Annotated in this window: 17 protein-coding genes; 2 read left to right on the top strand and 15 right to left on the bottom strand. The window is 67.3% G+C overall.

The features are described from left to right. Positions 1–198 precede the first annotated feature (198 nt). A complete protein-coding gene (locus NS4_RS07885; RefSeq protein WP_063058841.1) occupies positions 199–966 on the top strand; it encodes a hypothetical protein in 768 nt (255 codons plus the stop codon). 180 nt (positions 967–1,146) lie between these two features. Here NS4_RS07885 and NS4_RS07875 read toward each other — a convergent pair whose 3' ends face one another. The 11 genes from NS4_RS07875 to NS4_RS07820 form a co-directional block, all read right to left on the bottom strand. Beyond that, on the bottom strand, positions 1,147–1,758 hold the full coding sequence (locus NS4_RS07875) for a cupin domain-containing protein (RefSeq protein ID WP_084487026.1): 612 nt from the start codon (positions 1,756–1,758) through the stop codon (positions 1,147–1,149). A gap of 96 nt (positions 1,759–1,854) precedes the next feature. Further along, complete coding sequence (locus NS4_RS07870; RefSeq protein ID WP_063058839.1) at positions 1,855–4,533, bottom strand: alpha-L-rhamnosidase; 2,679 nt, start codon at positions 4,531–4,533, stop codon at positions 1,855–1,857. 3 nt (positions 4,534–4,536) lie between these two features. Continuing rightward, positions 4,537–6,090, bottom strand: coding sequence for a multicopper oxidase family protein (locus NS4_RS07865; RefSeq protein WP_063058838.1), 1,554 nt, complete (start codon positions 6,088–6,090; stop codon positions 4,537–4,539). After that, on the bottom strand, positions 6,087–6,449 hold the full coding sequence (locus NS4_RS07860; RefSeq protein WP_157105935.1) for a hypothetical protein: 363 nt from the start codon (positions 6,447–6,449) through the stop codon (positions 6,087–6,089). Before NS4_RS07860 ends, NS4_RS07865 begins: the two co-directional genes overlap by 4 nt. 59 nt (positions 6,450–6,508) lie before the next feature. Further along, the gene (gene sigJ / locus NS4_RS07855) at positions 6,509–7,417 is read right to left on the bottom strand and encodes an RNA polymerase sigma factor SigJ (RefSeq protein ID WP_063058836.1); all 909 of its coding nucleotides are present in this window, start codon (positions 7,415–7,417) and stop codon (positions 6,509–6,511) included. 347 nt (positions 7,418–7,764) lie between these two features. Further along, positions 7,765–9,114 (bottom strand): phosphotransferase, encoded by a 1,350-nt coding sequence (locus NS4_RS07850; RefSeq protein WP_063058835.1) that lies wholly within the window; start codon positions 9,112–9,114, stop codon positions 7,765–7,767. A gap of 1,041 nt (positions 9,115–10,155) precedes the next feature. Continuing rightward, complete coding sequence (locus NS4_RS07840; protein WP_063058833.1) at positions 10,156–10,665, bottom strand: hypothetical protein; 510 nt, start codon at positions 10,663–10,665, stop codon at positions 10,156–10,158. After that, positions 10,662–11,591: an Rv1363c family protein gene (locus NS4_RS07835; protein WP_084487024.1), complete on the bottom strand. Its 930-nt coding sequence runs from the start codon at positions 11,589–11,591 to the stop codon at positions 10,662–10,664. Before NS4_RS07835 ends, NS4_RS07840 begins: the two co-directional genes overlap by 4 nt. 88 nt (positions 11,592–11,679) lie before the next feature. Continuing rightward, on the bottom strand, positions 11,680–11,985 hold the full coding sequence (locus NS4_RS07830) for a hypothetical protein (protein WP_063058831.1): 306 nt from the start codon (positions 11,983–11,985) through the stop codon (positions 11,680–11,682). 26 nt (positions 11,986–12,011) lie between these two features. Further along, entirely contained in the window at positions 12,012–13,514 is a 1,503-nt protein-coding gene (locus NS4_RS07825) for a class I adenylate-forming enzyme family protein (RefSeq protein WP_063058830.1), read from the bottom strand. 136 nt (positions 13,515–13,650) lie between these two features. After that, on the bottom strand, positions 13,651–14,313 hold the full coding sequence (locus tag NS4_RS07820) for a TetR/AcrR family transcriptional regulator (RefSeq protein WP_063058829.1): 663 nt from the start codon (positions 14,311–14,313) through the stop codon (positions 13,651–13,653). Between the two features lie 132 nt (positions 14,314–14,445). Between NS4_RS07820 and NS4_RS07815 the strand changes: the two genes are divergently transcribed. Next, a complete protein-coding gene (locus NS4_RS07815; RefSeq protein ID WP_063058828.1) occupies positions 14,446–15,621 on the top strand; it encodes an acyl-CoA dehydrogenase family protein in 1,176 nt (391 codons plus the stop codon). Positions 15,622–15,682: 61 nt separating this feature from the next. On the opposite strand, the gene NS4_RS07810 is transcribed toward NS4_RS07815, so the two are convergent. The 4 genes from NS4_RS07810 to NS4_RS07795 are packed head-to-tail and all read right to left on the bottom strand — an operon-like array spanning position 15,683 to position 20,697. Then, positions 15,683–17,131 (bottom strand): MCE family protein, encoded by a 1,449-nt coding sequence (locus tag NS4_RS07810; protein ID WP_063058956.1) that lies wholly within the window; start codon positions 17,129–17,131, stop codon positions 15,683–15,685. A gap of 2 nt (positions 17,132–17,133) precedes the next feature. After that, positions 17,134–18,399: an MCE family protein gene (locus NS4_RS07805; RefSeq protein ID WP_157105948.1), complete on the bottom strand. Its 1,266-nt coding sequence runs from the start codon at positions 18,397–18,399 to the stop codon at positions 17,134–17,136. 7 nt (positions 18,400–18,406) lie between these two features. Next, on the bottom strand, positions 18,407–19,651 hold the full coding sequence (locus NS4_RS07800; RefSeq protein ID WP_063058827.1) for an MCE family protein: 1,245 nt from the start codon (positions 19,649–19,651) through the stop codon (positions 18,407–18,409). Beyond that, a complete protein-coding gene (locus NS4_RS07795; RefSeq protein WP_063058826.1) occupies positions 19,648–20,697 on the bottom strand; it encodes an MCE family protein in 1,050 nt (349 codons plus the stop codon). Before NS4_RS07795 ends, NS4_RS07800 begins: the two co-directional genes overlap by 4 nt. Position 20,698: the final 1 nt, after the last annotated feature.

Genomic DNA, 20,698 nt, shown 5'->3' with positions numbered 1-20,698 from the left:
GTATCGTGTCCGGGCACCGCGAATTCCCGCACGAAAGCAGGATTCGATCGGCACACGAAAGTCTCGATCATGATAAGCGACGCAGTTGCCCGAGCATTCGGCCTGGCACTCAGACGAACCCAGCATTCGCTCTTCATCGCTACCGATGGCATAGCCGACCGGTATTACCGGCCCACCACTCATACCTAGCGCGGCGGTATGAATGACAGCATCGACGTCGACCTGATCGGCGAAGACCGGATCGGTCGATCCGGCGCCGGAAACACCGGCTCGGAGCGGCCGGAAACGGTGATGTGGAAGGAAACGACACCGGCTGCAGACGATCTCAACACCCGGCCGGAGGCGCTGGTGGGCCGCGGGCGGCTCGTGCCCGAACTCGGGGAGGAGGTCAGCGAGCTGGTGAAGCTGTCACCGACCTTCACCGCACGTCTGGCCCAGGCCCGTCGTGACGGCTGGACGATCGAATACGGACCGGCAGGTGAAGGAAGCTGCGCGGACCGAGATACTCAGCAGATCGTCGTCGACTCCGAGGTGCGCAACCAGCCCAAGAAAGCAATCTCGATCCTGGCCGAGGAAATCGGCCATGCGACCAATCCGAATCCGCCTCGTGAATTGCCCTATCACGGGGAGAATGAGAGCGATTGGGCGGAGCGTAACACCGACGAGGCTCTGAAGGACGAAGGCGAGGCCAAGCTGTTCGGTGCGGAGGTACTTCTGGAGATCGAACGCAACGGCGGACCCCGCATCCAAGTCGGTGGCCGCCATTTCTCCGAATACGAACTCATCTACGAGGAGGTCGTCGACGGCGCCATGACCAGGGAGCAGGCCATAGCGCTGATCGGCCGGATGCACAATATGGACGAAATCGCCGGCGGCACCGGGCAGACGTACGGGGATCTCTTGCGAGCCCATTTCATCGGTGTCTACATGAACAAATACGCCGCCGGCGGAGGTGCGCCGGCGTAACAGCCACGTTTTCCCCGAGGTCCGCACAGACATCTCGCGCGGACTCACCACCACGGCGCCCCGCCGGCATCGGTGGGTACCGATGCCGACGGGTGCCCGATTCCGCTCGGAACCGAGCTTCGCCTCGGTCCGGTGTGGCAGGTGCCGGGACACCGGCCCCGCCGGTGCCGCCGAGGCCGATCAGCCCTGGCCGGTACCGGGCCCGGAGGCCCCGCCCGGCTGAACCCGGAGAACCTCGCTGGCGAGGAAATCACTGCGGTGCGCCTCCTCGTCCAGCCGGCCGCGGCTGTCGGCGTGGGACGCCTGCCGCCAGATCGGGCTGTCGACGAAATGGTTGTCGAACCGTTCCTGGGTCTCGAGTATCTCGGCCGGGTCTGCCAAGCCCTTGCGGATCCGGTCACCCAACCGGAAATAGTCGAACCGTTCGATACCCGGGGTGAAGACGACCAGGACGTCGGCCGAGGAATGCGCGGGGGCGGCCCATGCGTGCGTCGTATTCGGCGGGATCAGCAGGAAATCGCCGGCGCCGATCTCGTGGATCTCCTCGCCGGCCAATACGCGCAACCGCCCGTCGAGCATGTAGAACAGTTCGGCGGAGGTCGAGTGATAATGCGGTGGTGGGCCCTGCGCGCCGGCGGGCAGGAACGCCCGGTTCGCGCTCAGTTTTCCGCCGGTCATATCGTGGTCGGCGTAGAGCCGCACACCCATGGTGTCCAGTGTCTCGGCGTCCTCGTGCCGGACGAGCAGGGCCTTGTCACCGGTAGTGGAGGCACCGATATCGGAACTGGTCATCATCGCTCCTGATGTTCATCCCGGAACCGTTCCGGGTAATGGCATAGAGATCTCGAGTCGGCCGGATGTGACATGAAGGCCACCGAACTGTCGCGTTCATGAGGAGAACCATTCGAATTCGTGGGACCCGGAGCCCACGTGTTCGACCCGGCCGTCGCCGAGCCGGATATCACCGGTCGCGCCGGGCGGAATCGTCACCTCCAGGTGCACCCGGTCGCCATCCGATCGCCAGCTGCTGCGGGCGACCCCGAACGGAGTGGTGACCGATGCCGACGCGTGCGAGAGGCCGCCGCCGACAGTGGGCTGCACCCGGACGACGCGATAGCCCGGCTCGCCGGGGGTGATACCGGCAAGCCCTTCGATCAGCCATTGAACGACAGTTCCGAATGCGTAGTGGTTGTGCGAGCCCTTGCCGCTGCCGTCGCGGCGATAGGCGTCCCAGGTCTCCCAGGTCGTGGTCGCACCCTGTTCCACCTGGTGTAACCACGAGGGCGCGCTCGTCTGCAACAGCAGCCCGAAGACCAGATCGGCGCGGCCTTCGGCGGCGAGCACCGACAGGATCATGGGCGTGCTCAGGAAACCGGTACCGATATGACAGTCCGCCTGTTCGATCAGCCACGCCAATCGTTGGACCGCGGCCGGACGCTGCCGCGGGGCGAGCAGATCGAATGCCAGCGCACGGACGTAGTCGTCCTGTCTGTCCGCCCCGATCCGGCCGTCCGGCCGGACGAACGCGGATCGCCACGCATCCTTGATACATCCGGACAGCTCGGCGTAGTACTCGGCGTCGTCGGCCGCTCCGATCACCTCGGCGATGCGCGACAGCACCATCGCGGAATGCGCGAAGTAGGCCGTCGCGACCACCGGCCGGTGCCACAGCAGGTCACGTGCCAGGGCCGTGAACGACTCACCCGGACGCATCCACTCACCCCAGTGGAAGCCGGCGTCGAGAATGTAGCGCTCCTTCGCGCCGACCCGTTTGCGCAGCCACCGCGTCGGGGAACGTTTCGTCGCCGCGGCGCGCTCCAGGTAGCCGACCCACCGCCGCATACTGGAGTAACGGCGTCTCAATACCGCTGTGTCGCCGTAGTATCGGTAGATCGTCCACGGCAGCACGACCGCGACATCCCCCCAACCGACCGCGGTCGCCGTGATCCGTGCGAGGCGGCCCGGACCACCGCTGAACGTGGACGCTTCGCTGGGCACGAACGGCGGGACGGTACCGTCGGGGAACTGTTCGATCGCCAGATTGCGCAGGTACCGGTTCAGGTAACCGGGCGCGTCGACCAACAGGGCGGCGGTGGGCGCGAAAACCTGGAGGTCACCGGTCCAACCGGATCGCTCACGAGTGGGGCAATCGGTCGGGGTGTCGGTGAAGTTCGACCGTAGGCTCCACAACACATTGCGTTGCAGGCGGTTCAGCCGCTCATCGGAGCATTCGAAGGTGCCGGTCACCGGTAGGTCGGAAGACAACACCACCCCCTGCACGTCGTCCACCTCGAGGTCCGGTTCGAGTCCGTCGACCTCGAGATAGCGGAACCCGTGGATGGTGAACCAGGGCTGGAACCACTCGTCGTGGCCCCCGAGGATCACCTCGTCGCGTTCCGGAGCGACCTTCATCATGGGCGGCGCGTCGAGATAGGTCAGATCGAGTTCCCCGGCGGGCGTGAGCAGCTCGCTGTGGGTGAGCCGTATTCGTGTTCCGCGACGGCCGGCCGGCTTGATGCGCACCACCCCGGCGAAATTCTGGCCGAAGTCGACGATCTGCGCACCCGACGCGAGCCGGGTGATCGTCCGCGGGGCCATCGTTTCGATCGCGCGTACCGGTGGGAGCTCCTCTGCCACCAGGGAACGAGAGGCCTGCGGCAGCGCCTCGACCGGCGCCATGCGCGCGGGCGGGTCGTCGTCGCGGAGCCAGTCGTCGTCGCCGATGCGCAGGTCACGGCGCTCGCCGAGCATCGGATCCGCAGCGCGGATGGCTCCCGGACCGCCGTACCAGCTCTGATCTGTCACGACGCCGACAGTGCGACCGTCGGCCAGTTCCAGTTCGAGCTGCGCGAATCCGGCCAGGCGATCCCCGTAGACCGCGCGCCGGGCACTCATCCCGATACGTCCCCGGTAGCGGCCGTCGCCGAGCGCCAGCGCGACCACATTGCGTCCGCGCCGGAAGTCGTGCGAGACATCGTAGGTTCGATACTCCACGATCGAGTCGAACGGTGTCCATCGCGGCACGAGCGCGGGGCCGGTCAGATCGCGACCGTTGACGAAGAATCGATACCAGCCCAGCCCGCTCACGTAGGCTCGGCCACGCACGACCTCTTCGGTCAGTTCGACGGTACCGCGTAGATAAACGGCCGCATCCGGGTCGGGTAGTGTCGCGGGCGCCGCCGAAATCCATTGTGCGGACCACAGTCCCGGATCCAGCACAGCGGTTTCGAACCAGGCCGGCTCGCTCCAGGCCCCGCACCGGCCGCGCGCGTCCACCAGGCGAACCCGCCAGTGATAACGGCACCGTGACCGCAGCGGTGGACCCTGGTACTGCGCACCGTAGGGCAGCGCCGACTCGACCCGCCCGCTGTGCCACACCGTATCCGCGCCGAAATCCGGGGAAGACGATACCTCGATCAGATAGGCGACCTGCGCCGCTCGATCGTCCTCGGCAGCGGTAATGAGCCAGGAGAATTCGGGCACCGGGTTGTCGATACCCAGCGGCGCCGACCGGCGGTCGGTGCGGAGTCCGGTGGCGGACAGAAGTATTGCGTTGTCCTGCGACATCGATTATTCCTCGGTGACGAAATCGGCCATCATGGACATGTCCTCGTGCTCGAGGTTGTGGCAGTGCAGCATGTAGGTACCGGGATGCTCGGTGAATCGGACGGCGATCTCGACCGCTTCGGCGGGATTCATATCGATGGTGTCCTTCCACCCGGAGTCGAACGGCCCGGGTGCGCGGTTGTTGCGGGCCAGAACCACGAACGGATCCAGGTGTATGTGCACCGGATGACGGAAATCGCTGACCAGACGCCATATCTCGGTGGTGCCGAGGCGAGGACGTGCCAGGACCCGGCCGGGTTCGTACGGCCGCCCGTTGATGGTCCAGCCGTGGTCGGGCCGGAGCTGGAAATGGAAGTTGCGGGTGGTCACCGCCCGGCCCGGGTCGAGATATGGTTCGCTGCTCAAACGGTCGGGCAGCGGCGGTGAATCGCGGACCGGGCCGGTGACCTCGAAACACATGACCTCGCCGATCGGACCGCTACCGAGCCGGTTCACCAGCCGCACCCGGGTACCGGGACGGTACCGGGCGAAGTCGACGACGATATCGAATCGTTCGGCCGGGGCGGCGTCGATGCTGTCGAGCGCAAGCGGGCGCGAGAGCAACCCACCATCGCTGCCGATCTGCACCAGGGCGGCCCCACCGGGTGGCGGCGGGTCCAGCTCCAGGCGGTAGCGCCGGGCGTTGGAGGCGTTCAGCAACCGGAAGCGGTACCGGGTCGCTTCCACGGGTGATACGGGCCAGGGTGCGCCGTTGACCAGGATGACATCGCCGAGCACACCGTTCATATAGGCCTCGGTCACACCGTGGGAGTGCAGCTGTGGATCGGCGAGCGGGTAGCGGAACGATCCGTCGGCGGCGAAGGCTCGGTCGGTGATCATGAGCGGGATATCGTGCTCACCATCGGGCAGGCCGAGCGCCTCCTCCTCGTCGTCGCGGACCAGATGGAAGCCCGCCAGCCCCTGCCACACCATGTAACCGGTGACCCCGTGACCGTGATCGTGGTACCAGAGCGTCGCCGCGCGCTGGGAATTCGGATAGCTGTAGTCACGGTGGCCGTGGGCGACCGGCCGCAGGCCGGTATGCCCGGCATGCGCTGCGGATCGCTCGTGTCCCACCGGTACCGTCACATCCATCGGGTATCCGTCGCTGTCGGCCGGGGTGTGCCCGCCGTGCAGATGTACGACTGTGGGCCGGGGTAGTTCGTTGCGATGGCGCACCACCGTACGGCGGCCCGAGCGGGACACGATGGTCGGTCCGGGGAAACTTCCGTCGTAGGTCCAGGCCGGGGTCCGGTAGCCGGGGACGATCTCGAGGTCGGCGATTCGCTGGGTGATCTCGTAGTGATCGGCTTCGGCCGTCCGCCGGACCGGGTCGAGGACCCGGGGTATCGGTAACGGCGTCCGGAATCGGGCCGGTAGCGGTAGTTCACTGGGCAGGATCAGTTCCGGCCGCCCGGGCGCCAGCAGGTGGGCGCCGCCGGCCCAGCCGGCGGCGGCCACCCCGGCAACCGTCGCCGCCGTACCGAGGAACCCGCGCCGCGTCATCCGCCGGGTCATCGCGAGTGCTCCGGTTCCAGCGGGGTCCGCCGCCAAGCGGTGTGCGTGGTCTGCAGCACGCCCACGGTGAGCAGTACCGCCAGCGGCACGTGAGCGACCAGGATCCGCTGTTCACCCAGCGGAAACAACACACCCACGATTACCAGCTGCACCACACTCGCCAGCACCGGTTGCCGGGTCGCCAGCCCCTTCCGGGCGCAGGTGAACGCCGCGACCGTCTGCACGATCAGCAGCAGCCCCGTAAGTCCGCCGTTACGGGCGTGCGCGGCCAATGCTTCGAATCCGCCGGACAGGAAGCTGCCCGCCAACGCGGCCTGCATCAGGACCAGGACCGACACACCGGTTGTCGCGGCGCGCAACAAATGGACCGGCCACCTCGCAGGGATGCGTTGCGCGGACGCCGGCGACGATACGGCGGTCACCGGATGCCGCTCAGCTTGTCGGGGTTGGTGATCGAGTAGATAGCGGTGATCCGGTCGTCCTCGGGCGCGAGGTCCACCACGACCACCGCGAGTGGACTGTCCCCGGTGAACACCAGCGCACACGGATCGTCCCCGGCCCGGCGGTAGCGGATGTCCAGCCGCGCGGTCACAGTCGCGGCGACCGAGACGAACAGCGCGGCGACCGCGTCGCGCCCGTGGACCGGCCGCAGGCTGGTCGCCGGACCCTTACCTCCGCCGTCGGTCCACAGGGTCACCTCCGGTGCCAGCACCTCCAGCAGCGCCGGTAAGTCACCGCCGAGGGCCGCGGCAGCAAACCGCTCGGTGACCTGGGCATGCACCTCCGGCGCGGCCTTCTGGCGCGGCCGGCGGGCATGGACGTGGCGGCGGGCGCGGCTGGCCAGCTGCCGGACGGCGGCCGGGGAGCGGTCCAGGATCCCCGCGATCTCCGGATGTCCGAATCCGAACACATCGTGCAGGACGAAGACGGCGCGTTCCAAGGGCGACAGCGTCTCCAGTACCACCAGCAACGCCATCGACAACGACTCCGTGCGCTCGAGACCCGAACTCGCGTCGTCGGCGCCGGCCACCAAGGGCTCCGGTAACCACTGGCCTACGTAGGTCTCGCGCCTGCGGTTCAGTTCGGCCCGCCGGGCGAGTGCTGTGTTCGCCGCGACCCGCACGAGGTAGGCGCGGGGATTCTCGACCGGCTCGGCATCGGGGCTGCGATGCCGAGCCGCCCACGCCAGCCATACCTCCTGCAGCACATCCTCGGTGTCGGCAACACTGCCGAGCATGGTGTAGACCATCGAGAACAGCAGCTCGCGGTAGCCGAGAAAGCGATCCGTGAGCGCATCGCCGACGACAGGCTGCGGTGCAGTCGCCATGGTGGACCTCCTCAGTCGTTCCATTGTGTTCGCGACCGAAGAGGTGCACCGTCGGCACCGTGTGACAGAGTATAGGTGTTTGTGACCTGAATAACACGGCGCTCGAACCGGCCGTGCGGCGAGCGAACCGGCCCAGGCGACGAACCCCGGTTATCTCACCGAGTCCTACCCACAGGGCATACCGCAGGTGGTGAAGGTTTCGCGCTCGAGCAACTCGTGCGCGATTTCGGCGCCGATTCCGATGTGGGGCTCCCGGAGGCCGCGCGGGCGAAGTATTTCCGCCCCGACGGGATCATCGCCGACGGGACGTCCTCGAAACGACGCCGGTGGTGTCTGCTCATTCGGGCTCATTCAACCCATCCGCGAAGAATCGTATGTAATTCATCCCGTGAAAGGTCAGGAAAAGCGGGATTATGAGAGAATCGCTCGTGATACAGGTCGACCCAGCCATCGAAGCAGCTCGGGTCCGCGGCAACACGGGGCGGCATTTCGGCAGCGCCCAGCACTGTCCCTCTCCAGTGGGCCACAGTGCGGTACATGTCGAGAACAGCTTCGGTATCGACGGCAGGATTCGCAGGCGCTATCCGCTCGGTCCACATCGCAGTGGCCCGAGCACGAGTCGCCTCATCCACCCCCCACAAACGCTCGAGAAATTGAGAGGCGTTGTAAAGTGGATCGCTGGGTCCGGCATATTCCCAATCCAAAATCCACAATTCCCCTCGGTCATCGAGCCGAAGGTTGGGCGGATAGAGGTCGTTGTGGGCAAAGACGACCTCTTCGCCCGCACGACCGAGGTCCGGCCGGACATAGTCCGACAGCGGCCCGATCCCGAGCCTTTCGAGCCTCGCCAGCTGATCTGGTGGCAGATTGTGATATGCGTCGTCGGCATGCCGGATCATCTGATGCTGCCACCCCGGGACGTCGAGTCTCATTCCTGCCGGTAGAGCGTGCGAGGACATCGACTGCACCTGATCCAGAAGATCGGGTAACCAATTCAGCAGCTCGGCATCATCGAACTCCGGCGTTCTACCGGGAATGTACTGCATTATCGCGAACTCCCTGCCCGTAGCGGAGTCCACTCCAGCGTAGAGGATCTCAGGTGTCCTCACACCATCGCACTCACGTGCGTAGGCAATGGCCATGTTTTCGGGCATCCATTTATTCCAGAAAGTCTCGGCCACTTGTTCTTTTTTCGCTCTGACCACTGCCGGACCTGCGCTCGTGTCGTCAACCAGATGTATCTTGTTGCCGGTTCCAAAGAAATCCGGTTCCCTATCCCGGACCTGCTCGAGCTTCGCCCGCGCCTCTTCCGCAGATATTTCGAATCGGTGGCCACTTCCCGGCCCGGGTGCCCTCGGCTGCTCCAGATTTGCAATCAAGGAGTTCTCTACCTCACGACGCGTGTTCTGCTCGGTCTCGTGGGTGCTGAGGTTCTCGGCCCGTTCGGCGATGGGGTTCTCTCGCCATATATCGGCAGGCATGCGCCCCGCCGAGGGATTGGGCAGTTGCGATGAGACTCGTTCGACCTGGCCGTAGCCTCGGAGCTCGCCATCGACCAGCTCGTTGACCCCCTCATGCACCTGCGGACCGATTCTGGTGCGCCTGGCCAGGTCATCGATGGCCTTGCTGAAGGTATCGACCAGCCTGGACGCGATATTGGTGCACTTGTGGGCGATCTCGTTGTACGGCGAAGACATAGGGAGATTCAGTCGCCCTCGCCCGGGGCGTCGGGATCCCGTAGCGGCCGGTGATAGGCGCGGGTGACTTCACCCATGTGGCCATAGAAGACGGCCCAACTCGTGTCGCCCCTCCTGGGGATCGGCTCGAGCCTCACGTTCAGACCGGCGGCTCGGTCGTTGAGCGTATTCAACCAGGTAGCGCGCCGTTTTCGGCCCGACGCGGACGCTCGTGCCGGCAACATGAGTGAAGACTTCGGCGAACCCGGGATACCCCGCCATCACCTCGCGGACCAGCTCCGGCAGGCCTTACCTGCGGAATCGTCGCCGCGGTCGGTAGATCGGTCCAACCGGGCGGATTTCCCTCCTCGTCCACGCCGCCCGAACAGGTCGGGATCGACGCGGCAGGTATCCGGCCGGCGCGCGGGCATCCCGCGGCGCCCACGCGGTGGGGAGACGAAGTCGGCGAGGGTGTGCGTGTCCTCGCCGACGTTTGCGTCGCCGGTGGCGCGGCATCGACTTCGGCGCCACCGCCGGCGTTGGCGTCGCCGGTGGCGTCGAAGTCGATGCCGCGGATCATCGCCGGCGGGAACGATCGGACGGTCGCGAACCGCCCGGCCGGCTCCGCGAGGCGCTGGGGGTCGAACTCCGCGTCCGTCTGTGGCACCGGCTCGTCGATCGCACCCAGGGCGGTGCGCAGTTCAGCTTTGGACACGGTGCTCTCGATCAGGTCCCACACCAGCTCGAGCGACAGGCCCGGGTTGGCTTTGTTCATCTCCGAAAGCAACCTTATTGCTCGTGCGAGCTTGCCCGCATTGCGGGTGCCCCAGGGGCGCGGCCCAGCTTCTCGTGTTCGGACCGGCGTTCGGCCTCGGGCACCAAATCAGTGACGAGGTCTTGCCGGTAATCCCGTGCGTCGTGACACCTGGAAGCAGCGCATTGCTTTCGCGCGGCCGGCGCACCGCACCCGCGGTCAGCGCCTTCGGGTCATCCCCGGTCGTCCATGCCCGACCGGCCCGTCGACGCCGGCGAGGCGTGGGCCCGCGCTCGCGAACGGGGCGATCAGACCGGATCGAACGACGAGATCAGCCATGAGCCTGCTACCTTCGACAGGGTCACGCGGACGCTGCTGGCCGCCAGCGCGGGATCGGGTTTTTCGGCACTGGTGGTCGTCTGATTGATGAACAGCAGTGCGACCGCCGAATCGGTGTGGAGTTCGGCCACCGCCGATCGCACGATGGTCGCCGTGGTCTTCACCGACTTCTCTTTGGCGGCGGGTGCGATGACCTTTTCGGTGAACTGGTTGTAGTAGGTCAGGAAATCGCCGGTCATCCTTGATCTCGCCGCCGCGAAATCGGTGTCCAGCGACTCCGGGGAATACGAAAGCAGCGCGACGGTGCCCTCGGTCGCGGCGCTGAGCACCTCGTTGCGGACCGCGTCGCCGTGGCTGTCCGGGCGGTACTGGAAGACCAGCAAGGACCCGGCCACGGCCATCGCGACCACGGCCACCAGGGTGAGCAGCAGGGGTTCCGGGGATCGGCGGACGGTACGGAGAAGACCGGGGATGCTCATGGCACGAACTCCACTTTCGACATCAAAAGATCCGGGCCGGCGCGGGTGACGGTGACACTCAACCGCCATACCCGCGGCTCCTGCCGGGCTCCCGCGGAATTGGTGATCCGCGATACCGCGGAGACCAGTACCACCGCCGACTCGTCGGTCATGGATTCGACCGCCGAAGCGGTGATCTCGCCCTGAGTCGCGACCTGGGATTGTTCGACGACCTTGGTGAAATCCTCGGAGCGGGTCTGGAAGTCGGTGCGGAAGGCGCCGGTGGACCGATCGAGTACCCGCCGCACATCATCGGCGGCTCGCCTCGAATCCATACTGGTGAGGGCCAGGACGCCCTGCCGCGCCGCGTCGAGGTACTCGTCCTCCCGGGCTTGCTGGACACCGATCTCGTGGTGGTTCCAGATCGAGAACCCGCTGACCGCCAGCGCTGCGACGACGACCACCCCGGCCACGACTCGGCCCAGAGTGCGACCCCGCAGACGGTGAGCCGCCCGCACCGGCAACTGCCGGACCACTCGGGCGAACCACGCCCGTTTCGTTTTCCCGGGTTGCACGGGCGTAACGCCAGGGCCGGCGCCCGATGCGGCAGAGCCGGACTCGGCCCGTTCCGGATCGGTATCGGCCGCCGCTTCCGCCGGCTCGGTGCCCTCGTCCGGGTCGGCGGCGGGTGCAGTATCGTCCGCGATCATCGACGACGAGGTATCGGCCACCGGCGCCGCGGCGCCCGGTTTCTCCGCTCCGGCGGGGTCGGAACCGGGCGGTTCGCCCGAACTCCCCGCTTCCCGGCGTAACCGGGCGGCCCGGGCACGGGCCCGGGCCGCCGTGGCGGACGCCTGCGCGGCGACCGCCTCGGCCTCCGCGGCCGCCGCCTCGGCGTCGGCTTCCTCCGCCGCCAGGAGCAGCGGGTCGGTGGTGGCCTGGGTCATCTGTCCCACCTCGATCACTCGTCCGAATGGCACTGCGGCGCAGTCCGCCCGCAGCCGGCGCATGGCCGGGGCGCATGTGTAGGTGCGCCTAGTCGCTTGCGGGCAGCGGCTTTGCTTCCTTGATGGTCAGCGGCGTGTCGCCGACGCTGAGCGTGCCCGCGCCGGCCTTGGTCACGAGCACTTCGGCGCCGTCGGCGTCGACATAGCGTTTGCCGATGAGGTTGCCGTCCGCGAAACCCTCCTGCGGGCTACCGCCGGAGTCCGGCGCGGCGCCGTCGATGGGCACCATCGGCACTCCACCGGCCCGGAGGTCGGCGAGACTGTCGGCGGCCCGGACGATGATGACCTCGGTACTGCACACCTGGCTCCGGAGCCGGGTACCGGTTTTCACCATGAACGTTGTTCCTTTCTCCGGCTGCGCTACGCGCCGGCGGTCTCGCGGGTCAGATCCGCGACGAGTTCGCGGCGCAGGATCTTCCCGGTGGGAGTGGCGGGGAGTTCGGACCGGAACACCACGCGGTCGGGGGTCCGGGAGCCGCGCAATCCGGACCGCACGTAGGTGCGCAGTTCCTCCGGATCGGGAACGCTGCCCGGATCGGTGGGTACCACCACCGCGACGATGATCTGCCCCCACTCGGCGTCCTCGACGCCGACCACCGCGACCTCGTGCACGGCCGGATGTTCGACCAGGAAGTCCTCGATCTCGGCCGGGGCGATGTTCTCCCCGCCCCGGATGATGGTGTCGTCGCTGCGGCCGTGGACGAACAGAAACCCGCCGTCGTCCAGGACCGCCAGATCTCTGGTGGGAAACCATCCTTCGGCGTCGAGTACCGAACCGATCCCGGTGTACCGGCCCGAGACCTGCGGCCCGCGGACGAACAGCTCGCCGACCGTACCAGCGGGCACCACCGCGCCGCTCTCGTCCCGGATCTGCACTTCGATGCCCGGTACCGGCTGCCCGACCGAGCCGAGCCGGGCGGCGACCGCCGCATCGGTGGCAACCAGGGCGGCCCGGTGGTCTTCCGGGCCGAGGACCGCGATGGTGGAACTGGTCTCGGTGAGACCGTAGGCGTTGACGAAGCCGACGTCGGGCAGCAGTTCGAGCGCGGTCCGTACCAGTGGCAGCCCGACTTTGGATCCACCGTAGGCCAGGGTCCGCAGGGTGGGCAGGCGCGCACCGCTCGCTTTCAGGCCACTGATGATCCGGTCCAGCATGGTCGGGACGACGGTCGCCGTGGTAACCCGTTCGGACTCGACCAGCCGGATCCATTCCTGCGGTTCGAAATTCCGCAGGTACACCATCTTCCGGCCCGCGTACAGATTCGACAGCGCGGCCCCGACCCCGGCCACATGGTAGGGAGGCACGCAGATCAGCGAGACGTCCTCGGGCGCGGCGGCGGCGAATTCCACCGTGCCGGTGATGTAGCTGACCAGATTGTTGTGCGAGAGCTCGACGGCCTTCGGCTGCGAGGTGGTCCCGGAGGTGAACAGCACGACCGCCGCGGAGTCGGGATCGGGGTCGGCGCCGACCGGGTCCGCGGTCCGGGCATTGTCCAGGAATTCCGCCGAGGTCCACAGCCGGTCGGCCGTACCGGTGACGGCGTGCGTGTAGGCGTCGTCGTGGACGACCAGAGGCGCGTCGAGGCGCCGCACGAGTTCGGCGAGTTTGTCGCCGCTGAGCCGATAGTTCAACGGGGTGAACGGCACCCCCGCCCGGGCCGAGGCGAAGATCAGCAGCGGCAGCAGCGCACCACCGGTACCCACATACGCGACGCTGCGCGCGCCGGAGGCCGCGATCGCGCCCGCCCCGCCGTGTGCCAGTGCGTCCAGCTCCGCGCCGGTCCAGCGCGATTCACCGGAGACGACGGCCACTCGATCCGGGTCGGTCGAGGCCGCCATATCCAGCAGTAGCGAAATACTCATACGACGACTTCCTGAACGCCGGGCGCCCAGCCCGTGGCGATATCAATATTCTCGAAAACTGAGAATATCATATCCGCTGCACTCCGCCGCCGATTAGCCGACCGCGCGGTCTGTTCGACCGCCGTCACCGATGGGTTCACGCAGCGCCTTCCCCGTCCCCGAGCACACCGAAGGCACAGAGGTTCCACACCTCGGCCGCGGTGATCGCGTTCGACCCGTCGTCGGTGCGGGCCCCCTGGGCCACGAACATCACCGTCTGCAGGGTCATCGCGGCCAGCCGACGCGGTCGCGTACCGGGCCAGAGATGACCCGCGGCGGCCGCGTCGCGCATGAGATCGGCCAGCAACTCGAACAGCGAGGCATGCGCGACCTGGATCTCGATGGGGTCCGACATCAGCAGTTGCGGCGCGTACTCGGTGAACAGCGGGCGATGCGCACCCGGGTCCGGCCGGCAGAACTCGAACAGTAGCTCCACCGCGAGCCGCAACTTGTCCAGCGGATCGTCGTCGTTACCGGTGGCCTCGCGGATCTGGCCGGCCACTTTCGCGATCGCCTCTTCGTAGAGAGCCAGCAGCAGTTCGTGTTTGCCGTCGAAGAGCAGGTAGAAACTGCGCAGCGACTGGCCCGCGTTGTCCACCACCTCGTGCATGGTGAAATCGGTACTGCCGCGTTCGGTGATCAGCGCCCGGGCGGCGTCCAGGAATCGCTGGACCGCGGCGCTACCGAACAATTTGGTGGTACGCACCGACCGCTCGTCGATCCGCTGCTGCAGGGTCAGCCCATTGCCGGCACTCCGCATGGCCGTACCTCCCGTCACCGCGGCGACTCACCCGGAGTGAACCCGTTGCCCCGGCCGGTCGACCTACCTTCGGAAACTAGAATATCTCTATCGGAGAATGTTATTCTCATAATTCGCAAAAGGAGGTCCACAGTGCAGCTGAGTTTCGACGAGGACGTGGAACGATTCCGCGCCGAGTTCATCGCGTTCCTCGACGAGTACCTGCCGCCCGAGGCCACCGCGGTCGAACGACCGCGCTCGAGCTCGCATGTGCCGCAGTGGGCCCGCGAATGGCAGTCGGTCCAATTCGACCACGGCTGGCTGGTACCGGGCTATCCGCCGGAGTTCGGCGGTCGTAATGCCACCGTCCTGCAGCAGTACGTGCACCGCGAGGAACTGGCCGCGCGCAAGATCTACGAGAGTTGCAATCCGCAGGGCCAGGGCATCATCGCCGCCTCTCTCATCACCTTCGGCACCCCCGAACAGCAGCGGAAATGGGCCGTACCCATCCTGCGCGGCGAGATGTCGGCCGCGCTCGGTATGAGCGAACCGGGAGCCGGTTCGGACCTGGCGGGATTACGTACCCGGGCGGTGCGCGACGGTGACCACTTCGTCGTCAACGGCCAGAAGGTGTGGACCTCCGGCGCGCACGATTCCGATGTGATCCTGACCTTCGTCCGCACCGATCCGGCGGCCCCCAAACATCGCGGTATCTCGGTGCTGCTGATCCCCACCGATACCCCGGGGGTGCGGCGCCGGCCGTTCGCCTCGGCGTGCGCCGCCGACGATCTCGATTTCAACGAGGTCTTCTTCGAGGACGCCCACGTTCCGGTGGAGAATCTGGTGGGTGAGCTGAACATGGGCTGGACCGTGGCCAATGGCTCGCTCGGGCACGAACGCACACTGCTGTGGATGAGTTTCGCCCAGCGGTTGCGGATGCTGGTCGCGGATTTCACGCCGCGCACCGAACTCGACACCGACCGGTTCGCGACCTCGGTGATGGATCTGCAAGCGCTGGAACTGCTGGGCTCGGCGGCCCTGGCCCGGGAATCGCGCGGCGAAACCGATGTGGCGGCGCTGTCGGTACTGAAACTGCTGGGCTCAGAAGCCGTGCAGCACGGCCTGGAGGCCGCGCTCGACGCGGCCGGTGCCGACGGCCTGACCCATCCCTCGGTCACCTCCCGGCACAATCTGCTGAACCTCGAGGATCACGCGCCGAGTTGGTTCGAACGCTATCTCCGCAGCTTCTCCGGCACCATCGCAGGCGGCACCTCCGAGATCCAGCGCAATATCATCGCGCAGCGCGTACTCGGCCTCCCCCGGAGCTGACAGGACGGAAAGTCCGGGAACACCCAGGCGGGAGCGGAATTGCCGCTCCCGCCCTGGGTGTTCAGTGGGGAAGCATCTCCTCCCAGCTGCTGTGGCTGTCCGCCACCAGATCGGTCTGCCGGTAGAGCTGCCCGTCGGGTCCCAGGTATTCACCCGTACTCGGGTCGTACTGCGCGAACGCTACGGCCGGCGCGGCGGCGCCCGGCGCGGTCGTATCCGCGGCCGGGGCGTTACCCGGCGGTGGGGAGAATCGTGAATCCGGCGGGATGCCCTGCTCTTCCAGCTCCGGATCGCGCGGATAGGGCCCCACCACCGGCTGCTCCGGGGCGACGGGGACGAAATCCTGGTCACTGTTGCAGATGGCCGCGGTGGGGGCCCGTTTCGCGGGGTTGCCGGCACACGGGATATTGCGGGCGCCGCGGACCGCGATCGGATGATCCTGCGGCAGTTTGCAGTAGAGGTTGTCGGGGGTGTCGATGGTGGTGACGTCCTGGGGCGACCGCCACTGCGAGGGGGGAAGGAACCCGACCGTACACGCCGGCGGATCGGACACACCGCTGATCCGGAAGTCACCGATGCCGAGCCCGGACGCGTTCTTGGTCGGCTGCACCGCCTGGACCAGCGACACCGCCGGCGGGAGCAGTACCAGCAGCTGTTCCAGACCGGCGTTGTAGGTGACCGCCAGCTGCCCCACCGTGGTCAGGTTGGACAGCAGCACCGGCAGGGTGAGCTGGAGCGAGTCCAGCAGTCCGGACACCTCGTCGGCGAAGCCCGGCCCGGAGTGCAGCAGGGTGCGCAGCTGCGGATCGTTCGCCACCAATTGACCGGTGACATCGGCGGTGGCGCGGGTCCAGATCCGGATGGCGTCCGCCGACCGCACCTGCGAATCCAGCAGCGGTACGGCATCTTCCACCAGGACGCGGGTGTTGTCGCCGACGCCGTTCATCGTCGCGGTCAATTTCTCGGCCGAGCCCAGCAGCGAATCGAGATCCTCGCTCGCGCCGTTGACACCGGCGAACATCTCGTCGAGCAACCGGCGCAGATCGTCCTTGGGGATCGTGCCGACCAGCGCGCTGAGCCGGTCCAGCATCGGGCCGACGGGTTGCGGGATCTCGGTGTCGCGACGCTCGATGGTGGCGCCGTCGTACAGGTACGGCGGCGAATCGGTGCGCGGCAGCAGATCCACGTACTGCTCCCCCACCGCGGAGACGCTGCGCACCTCGGCGGTCAGATCGGCCGGGATGCGATGTGAGCCGTCGATCGCGAGCGTGGCCCGCACCCCGTCACCGGACAGGTCGACCCGGGTCACCTTGCCCACCTGGATTCCCCGGTAGGTCACATTGCCGAACCGGTAGAGGCCACCGGCCTCCGGCAGGTCGACCGTCACATCGATGGTTCCGACCCCGGCCAGATTCGGCAGTTTCATATAGAACACCGACATCACGACCAGGCCGATCACCGAGACGATACTGAAGATGATCAGCTGGGCACGGACGAAGCGGGACAGCAGCATCAGCGGCCTCCGATCCCGGGCGGCAGGGGTATCTGCGGTAGCGGTAGCGGCGGTAGCGGGAACGGCAGCGCGGGCGCGGGGGCGACCGGCGCGGGTTCCGGCGCCGGCGGCTGATCCGGCGGGGGTGCCGGGGCCGGGGCGGGCGCCGGCGCGGTCACTCCGAAACCGAGCGGATCCTTTGTCTGCGCCGCGTAACCCGGATCGCCCACCGCCGCCTGGATGACGGCGGTGGGGTCGCCCCACGGCGTACCCAGCAGGAGTTCCCGGCGCAGTCGCGGGATGGTCAGGTCGACCGTGGCGAACAGGTTGATGAAGTCGCCGCGCACCCCGTTGTCGACGAGGTACTGCCCGTAGGGGAACACGGTCGCGAACGCGACGGCACTGTTGATGTCCGTGCCCACGTCGGCCAGCGCCTGCAGGGTGGGTTCCAGATTGCGCAGGTTGGTGAGCAGATCGTCGTGCACCGCGGTCAGCACACCGTTGGTCGTATCGCTGAAGGCGCGTAGACGGTCCAGCGCGGTCACCAGGTCCGGCCGCTCCCGGATCAGGACATCCAGCGCCGGCGGGATCCGGCGCAGCGCCTCGGTGAGGACATCGCGCTGGGCGGCGAAGGTACTGCCCAGCCGGTTGAGCCCGTCGATGGTGGCGACGATATCGGCACGCTGGTCGTCGAGCGTGCCCAGGAAGACATCCAGACGGTCCAGCAGCGCGCGGATATTCGTCTCGCGCCCCTCGAACGCCGCGCCGAGACTGCTGACGATATCGCCCACCTGCCCCAGACCGCCGCCGTTGACCACCACCGACAGCGAGGCCAGGGTCTGTTCGGTCGACGGGTAGGTGGCGGTGTCGTCGAGGGTGATCCGGGCGCCGGAATCCAGCCGGCCCTGCGGCGGCTGCCCGGGCGGTGGGTCCAGGGCCAGATGCATCGAGCCGAGCAGACTGGTCTGCCCGACCCGCGCCTGCGCGTTCGCCGGGACCACCTCGCCCGGCTGGACGGACACCTCCACCAGCGCGTGCCAGTTCTCGACCCGGATATCGCCGATACTGCCGACCACCACATCGTCGATCAGCACCGGTGAATTCGGGGTCAGGGTGCCGACATCGGCCATTTCCACGTAGAGCGTGGTGGCGTCGGGGCCGCGGCCGGTGGCGCCGGGCAGCGGCAGCGAGTTCACCCCGTCCCACGCGCAGCCGGAGGCGGTGGCGATCACACACGCGCAACCCACGACAGCCCTGCGTACCCGGTACGCGCGTTCCGGTCTCACCACGGGATCACCGCCCGCCGGGGAAGAGGATATCGGCGAGGGTGGGCGCCGGCGGGGGTGGTGGCGCCGCGGGGTCCACGGCCGCGGCCGCCGGAACCAGATCGGGTTCGCTGTAGATGATGTTGCCCGGTGCGGCCGAGGGCCCGAGTGCGGGATTCACCGGCACCGGAAGATAGTTGAAGTTCATCAGGCCGAGCACCGGCCCGAGGTAGTCGCGGCATTTGCGCGCGGCCTCCGCGGCGCCGATGTTCTCCACGCTGGCGATGCCGCCGCAGACGAACTCGATCGGATTGGAGAAGTTGTTCAGCACGAAAACCCCTGCCTCGGTACCGGTATCGGGGTTGTAGATGTTGTAGAAGTTGGCCAGGCTGGTCGGGAAGATGTGCAGCAGTTCCTCGAGTTCGCCGCGGTTGTCCACCAGGTTCTGGGTGACATCGGCCAGCCGGCCCACCTGTTCGCTCGCCCTGTCCCGGTTCTCCGAGACGAACCGCTGCACCTCGCCCACCGCGACGGTGAGATTGTTCAGGGCCGCGTCGAGATCGGAACGGCTGCTGTCCAGCACGCTGGTCAGTGTGGCCAGCCGGTTCTGGAACTGCACGATCTGCACATTGCTGTCCCGCAGCGCGGTGACGAAGATCTGCAGGTTCTTTATGGTGTCGGCGATATCACCGCTGCCGTTGGCCAGGATGCGTCCGACCCCGGACAGTTGCGCGAGCACCTGGCGTAACTTGTCGCCGTTACCGGCGAGCGCGTCGGCGGCGCTGTCGATGAAGCGGCCCGCGGGCCCGGAGGACTTGTCGCCGTCGGGTCCCAGTTCGGTGGCCAGCCGGGTGAGCTGAGTTTTGATCTCGTCCCATTCCACCGGCACCGCGGTACGTTCCAGCGGGATCACCGCGCCGTCGCGCAGGGTCTCGCCCTCCCCGCGATAGGCGGGGGTGAGCTGGACGTAGCGGGAGTCCACCAGGCTCTGTGCGACGATCACCGCCCCCGCCTCGGCCGGGATGTCCACGTCCCGGTCGATGCTCAGTTCCATTTCCACGGTGGTGCCGTGCGGTTCGATACCCGCGATCGTGCCGACCTTCACCCCGGACACCCGTACGTCGTCACCGGGGTAGATGGCGGTGGCGGTCCCGAATACGGCCCGGATGGTCGCGGGCGCGAGCAGGGTACGGTTCACGACGACGAACGCGGCGGCCACCACCGCGACCGCCAGGACGCCCGCCACGATCCGCGTGGTCAGTGCCCGGTTCATCGCGGCGCCCCCGGTTGCGGAGCGGTGGCCGGTTGCGGGGCCGGAGGCTGCGGGACAGAGCCACCGAACGCGGCATCCACGAACGGCCGGATCCACTGGGCCGGGATCAGATTGGCGACATAGGCGTTGTAGAACGGTCCGCCCGATACGGCCTCGCCCTGGGTGAGGGAGGCTTTCGCCAGGCCGGGGATGGCCGCGGCGATATTGTCCCGGTTGCGTTGCAGTAGCGCGGCCACCGAGTTCAACCGGTCCAGGGCGGGCCCCAGTTCGGCTTCGTTGTCGGCTACCAGCTTGGTGAGCTGATCTGCCACCGCCGCGGTATTGGCCAGCAGCGTCGCGATCGCCTGCCGACGGTCGTCGAGGACCCCGATCAGCGTATTGGCGTTGAGCAGCATGGTGTTCACCTGCCGGCTGCGGTCGGCGAGGATCGCGGTGACATCCCGGGACGCGGTGAGCAGATCGCGCAACGCGGTATTGCGGCTGTTGATGGATTTCGACAGCTCCGACAGCCCGTCGAACGCCGGGCCCAATTGTGGTGCGATCTGATCCAGCGTGGAGGACAGCATATTCAGCGAGCTGTTCAGCGAATCGGTGTCCATGGCGCCGGCAGTGGTGGTGAGGTCGCCCAGCGCGTCGGTCAGCGAATACGGCGACGAGGTCCGCTCGACCGGGATGGTCTCCAGCGGGCGCAGGTGCTCGGTGCCGCGCGAGACCAGGGTCATGATCCGCTTACCCAGTAGCGAACCCGTCTTGATCTGCACCCAGCTTTCCGCACCGACCGGAACCGAGCTGCGCACGGTGAACACCACCCGCGCGTTCCCGTTGTCGAGTCCGACCTCGGTCACCGAACCGACCCGCACCCCCGACACGATCACCTCGTCCCCGGCCTCCAACCCACCGGCCTCCTGGAAAACGGCCTGATAGCGCACGGTGGTACCCCAGGCGATCACCTGCTGTGACTGCAGCCCCAGGGAGATGACACAGACGATGAGCACGATCCCGACCAGGCCGTGCCGCAGCAGATGTCTTCCGCGATATCGAAACATC

The sequence above is a fragment of the Nocardia sienata NBRC 100364 genome, assembly GCF_001613205.1.
GTDB classification, from domain to species: Bacteria; Actinomycetota; Actinomycetes; order Mycobacteriales; family Mycobacteriaceae; genus Nocardia; species Nocardia sienata.
Note: the sequence above shows the minus strand (reverse complement) of the source record. Positions and strands in the feature narration are given on the sequence as shown.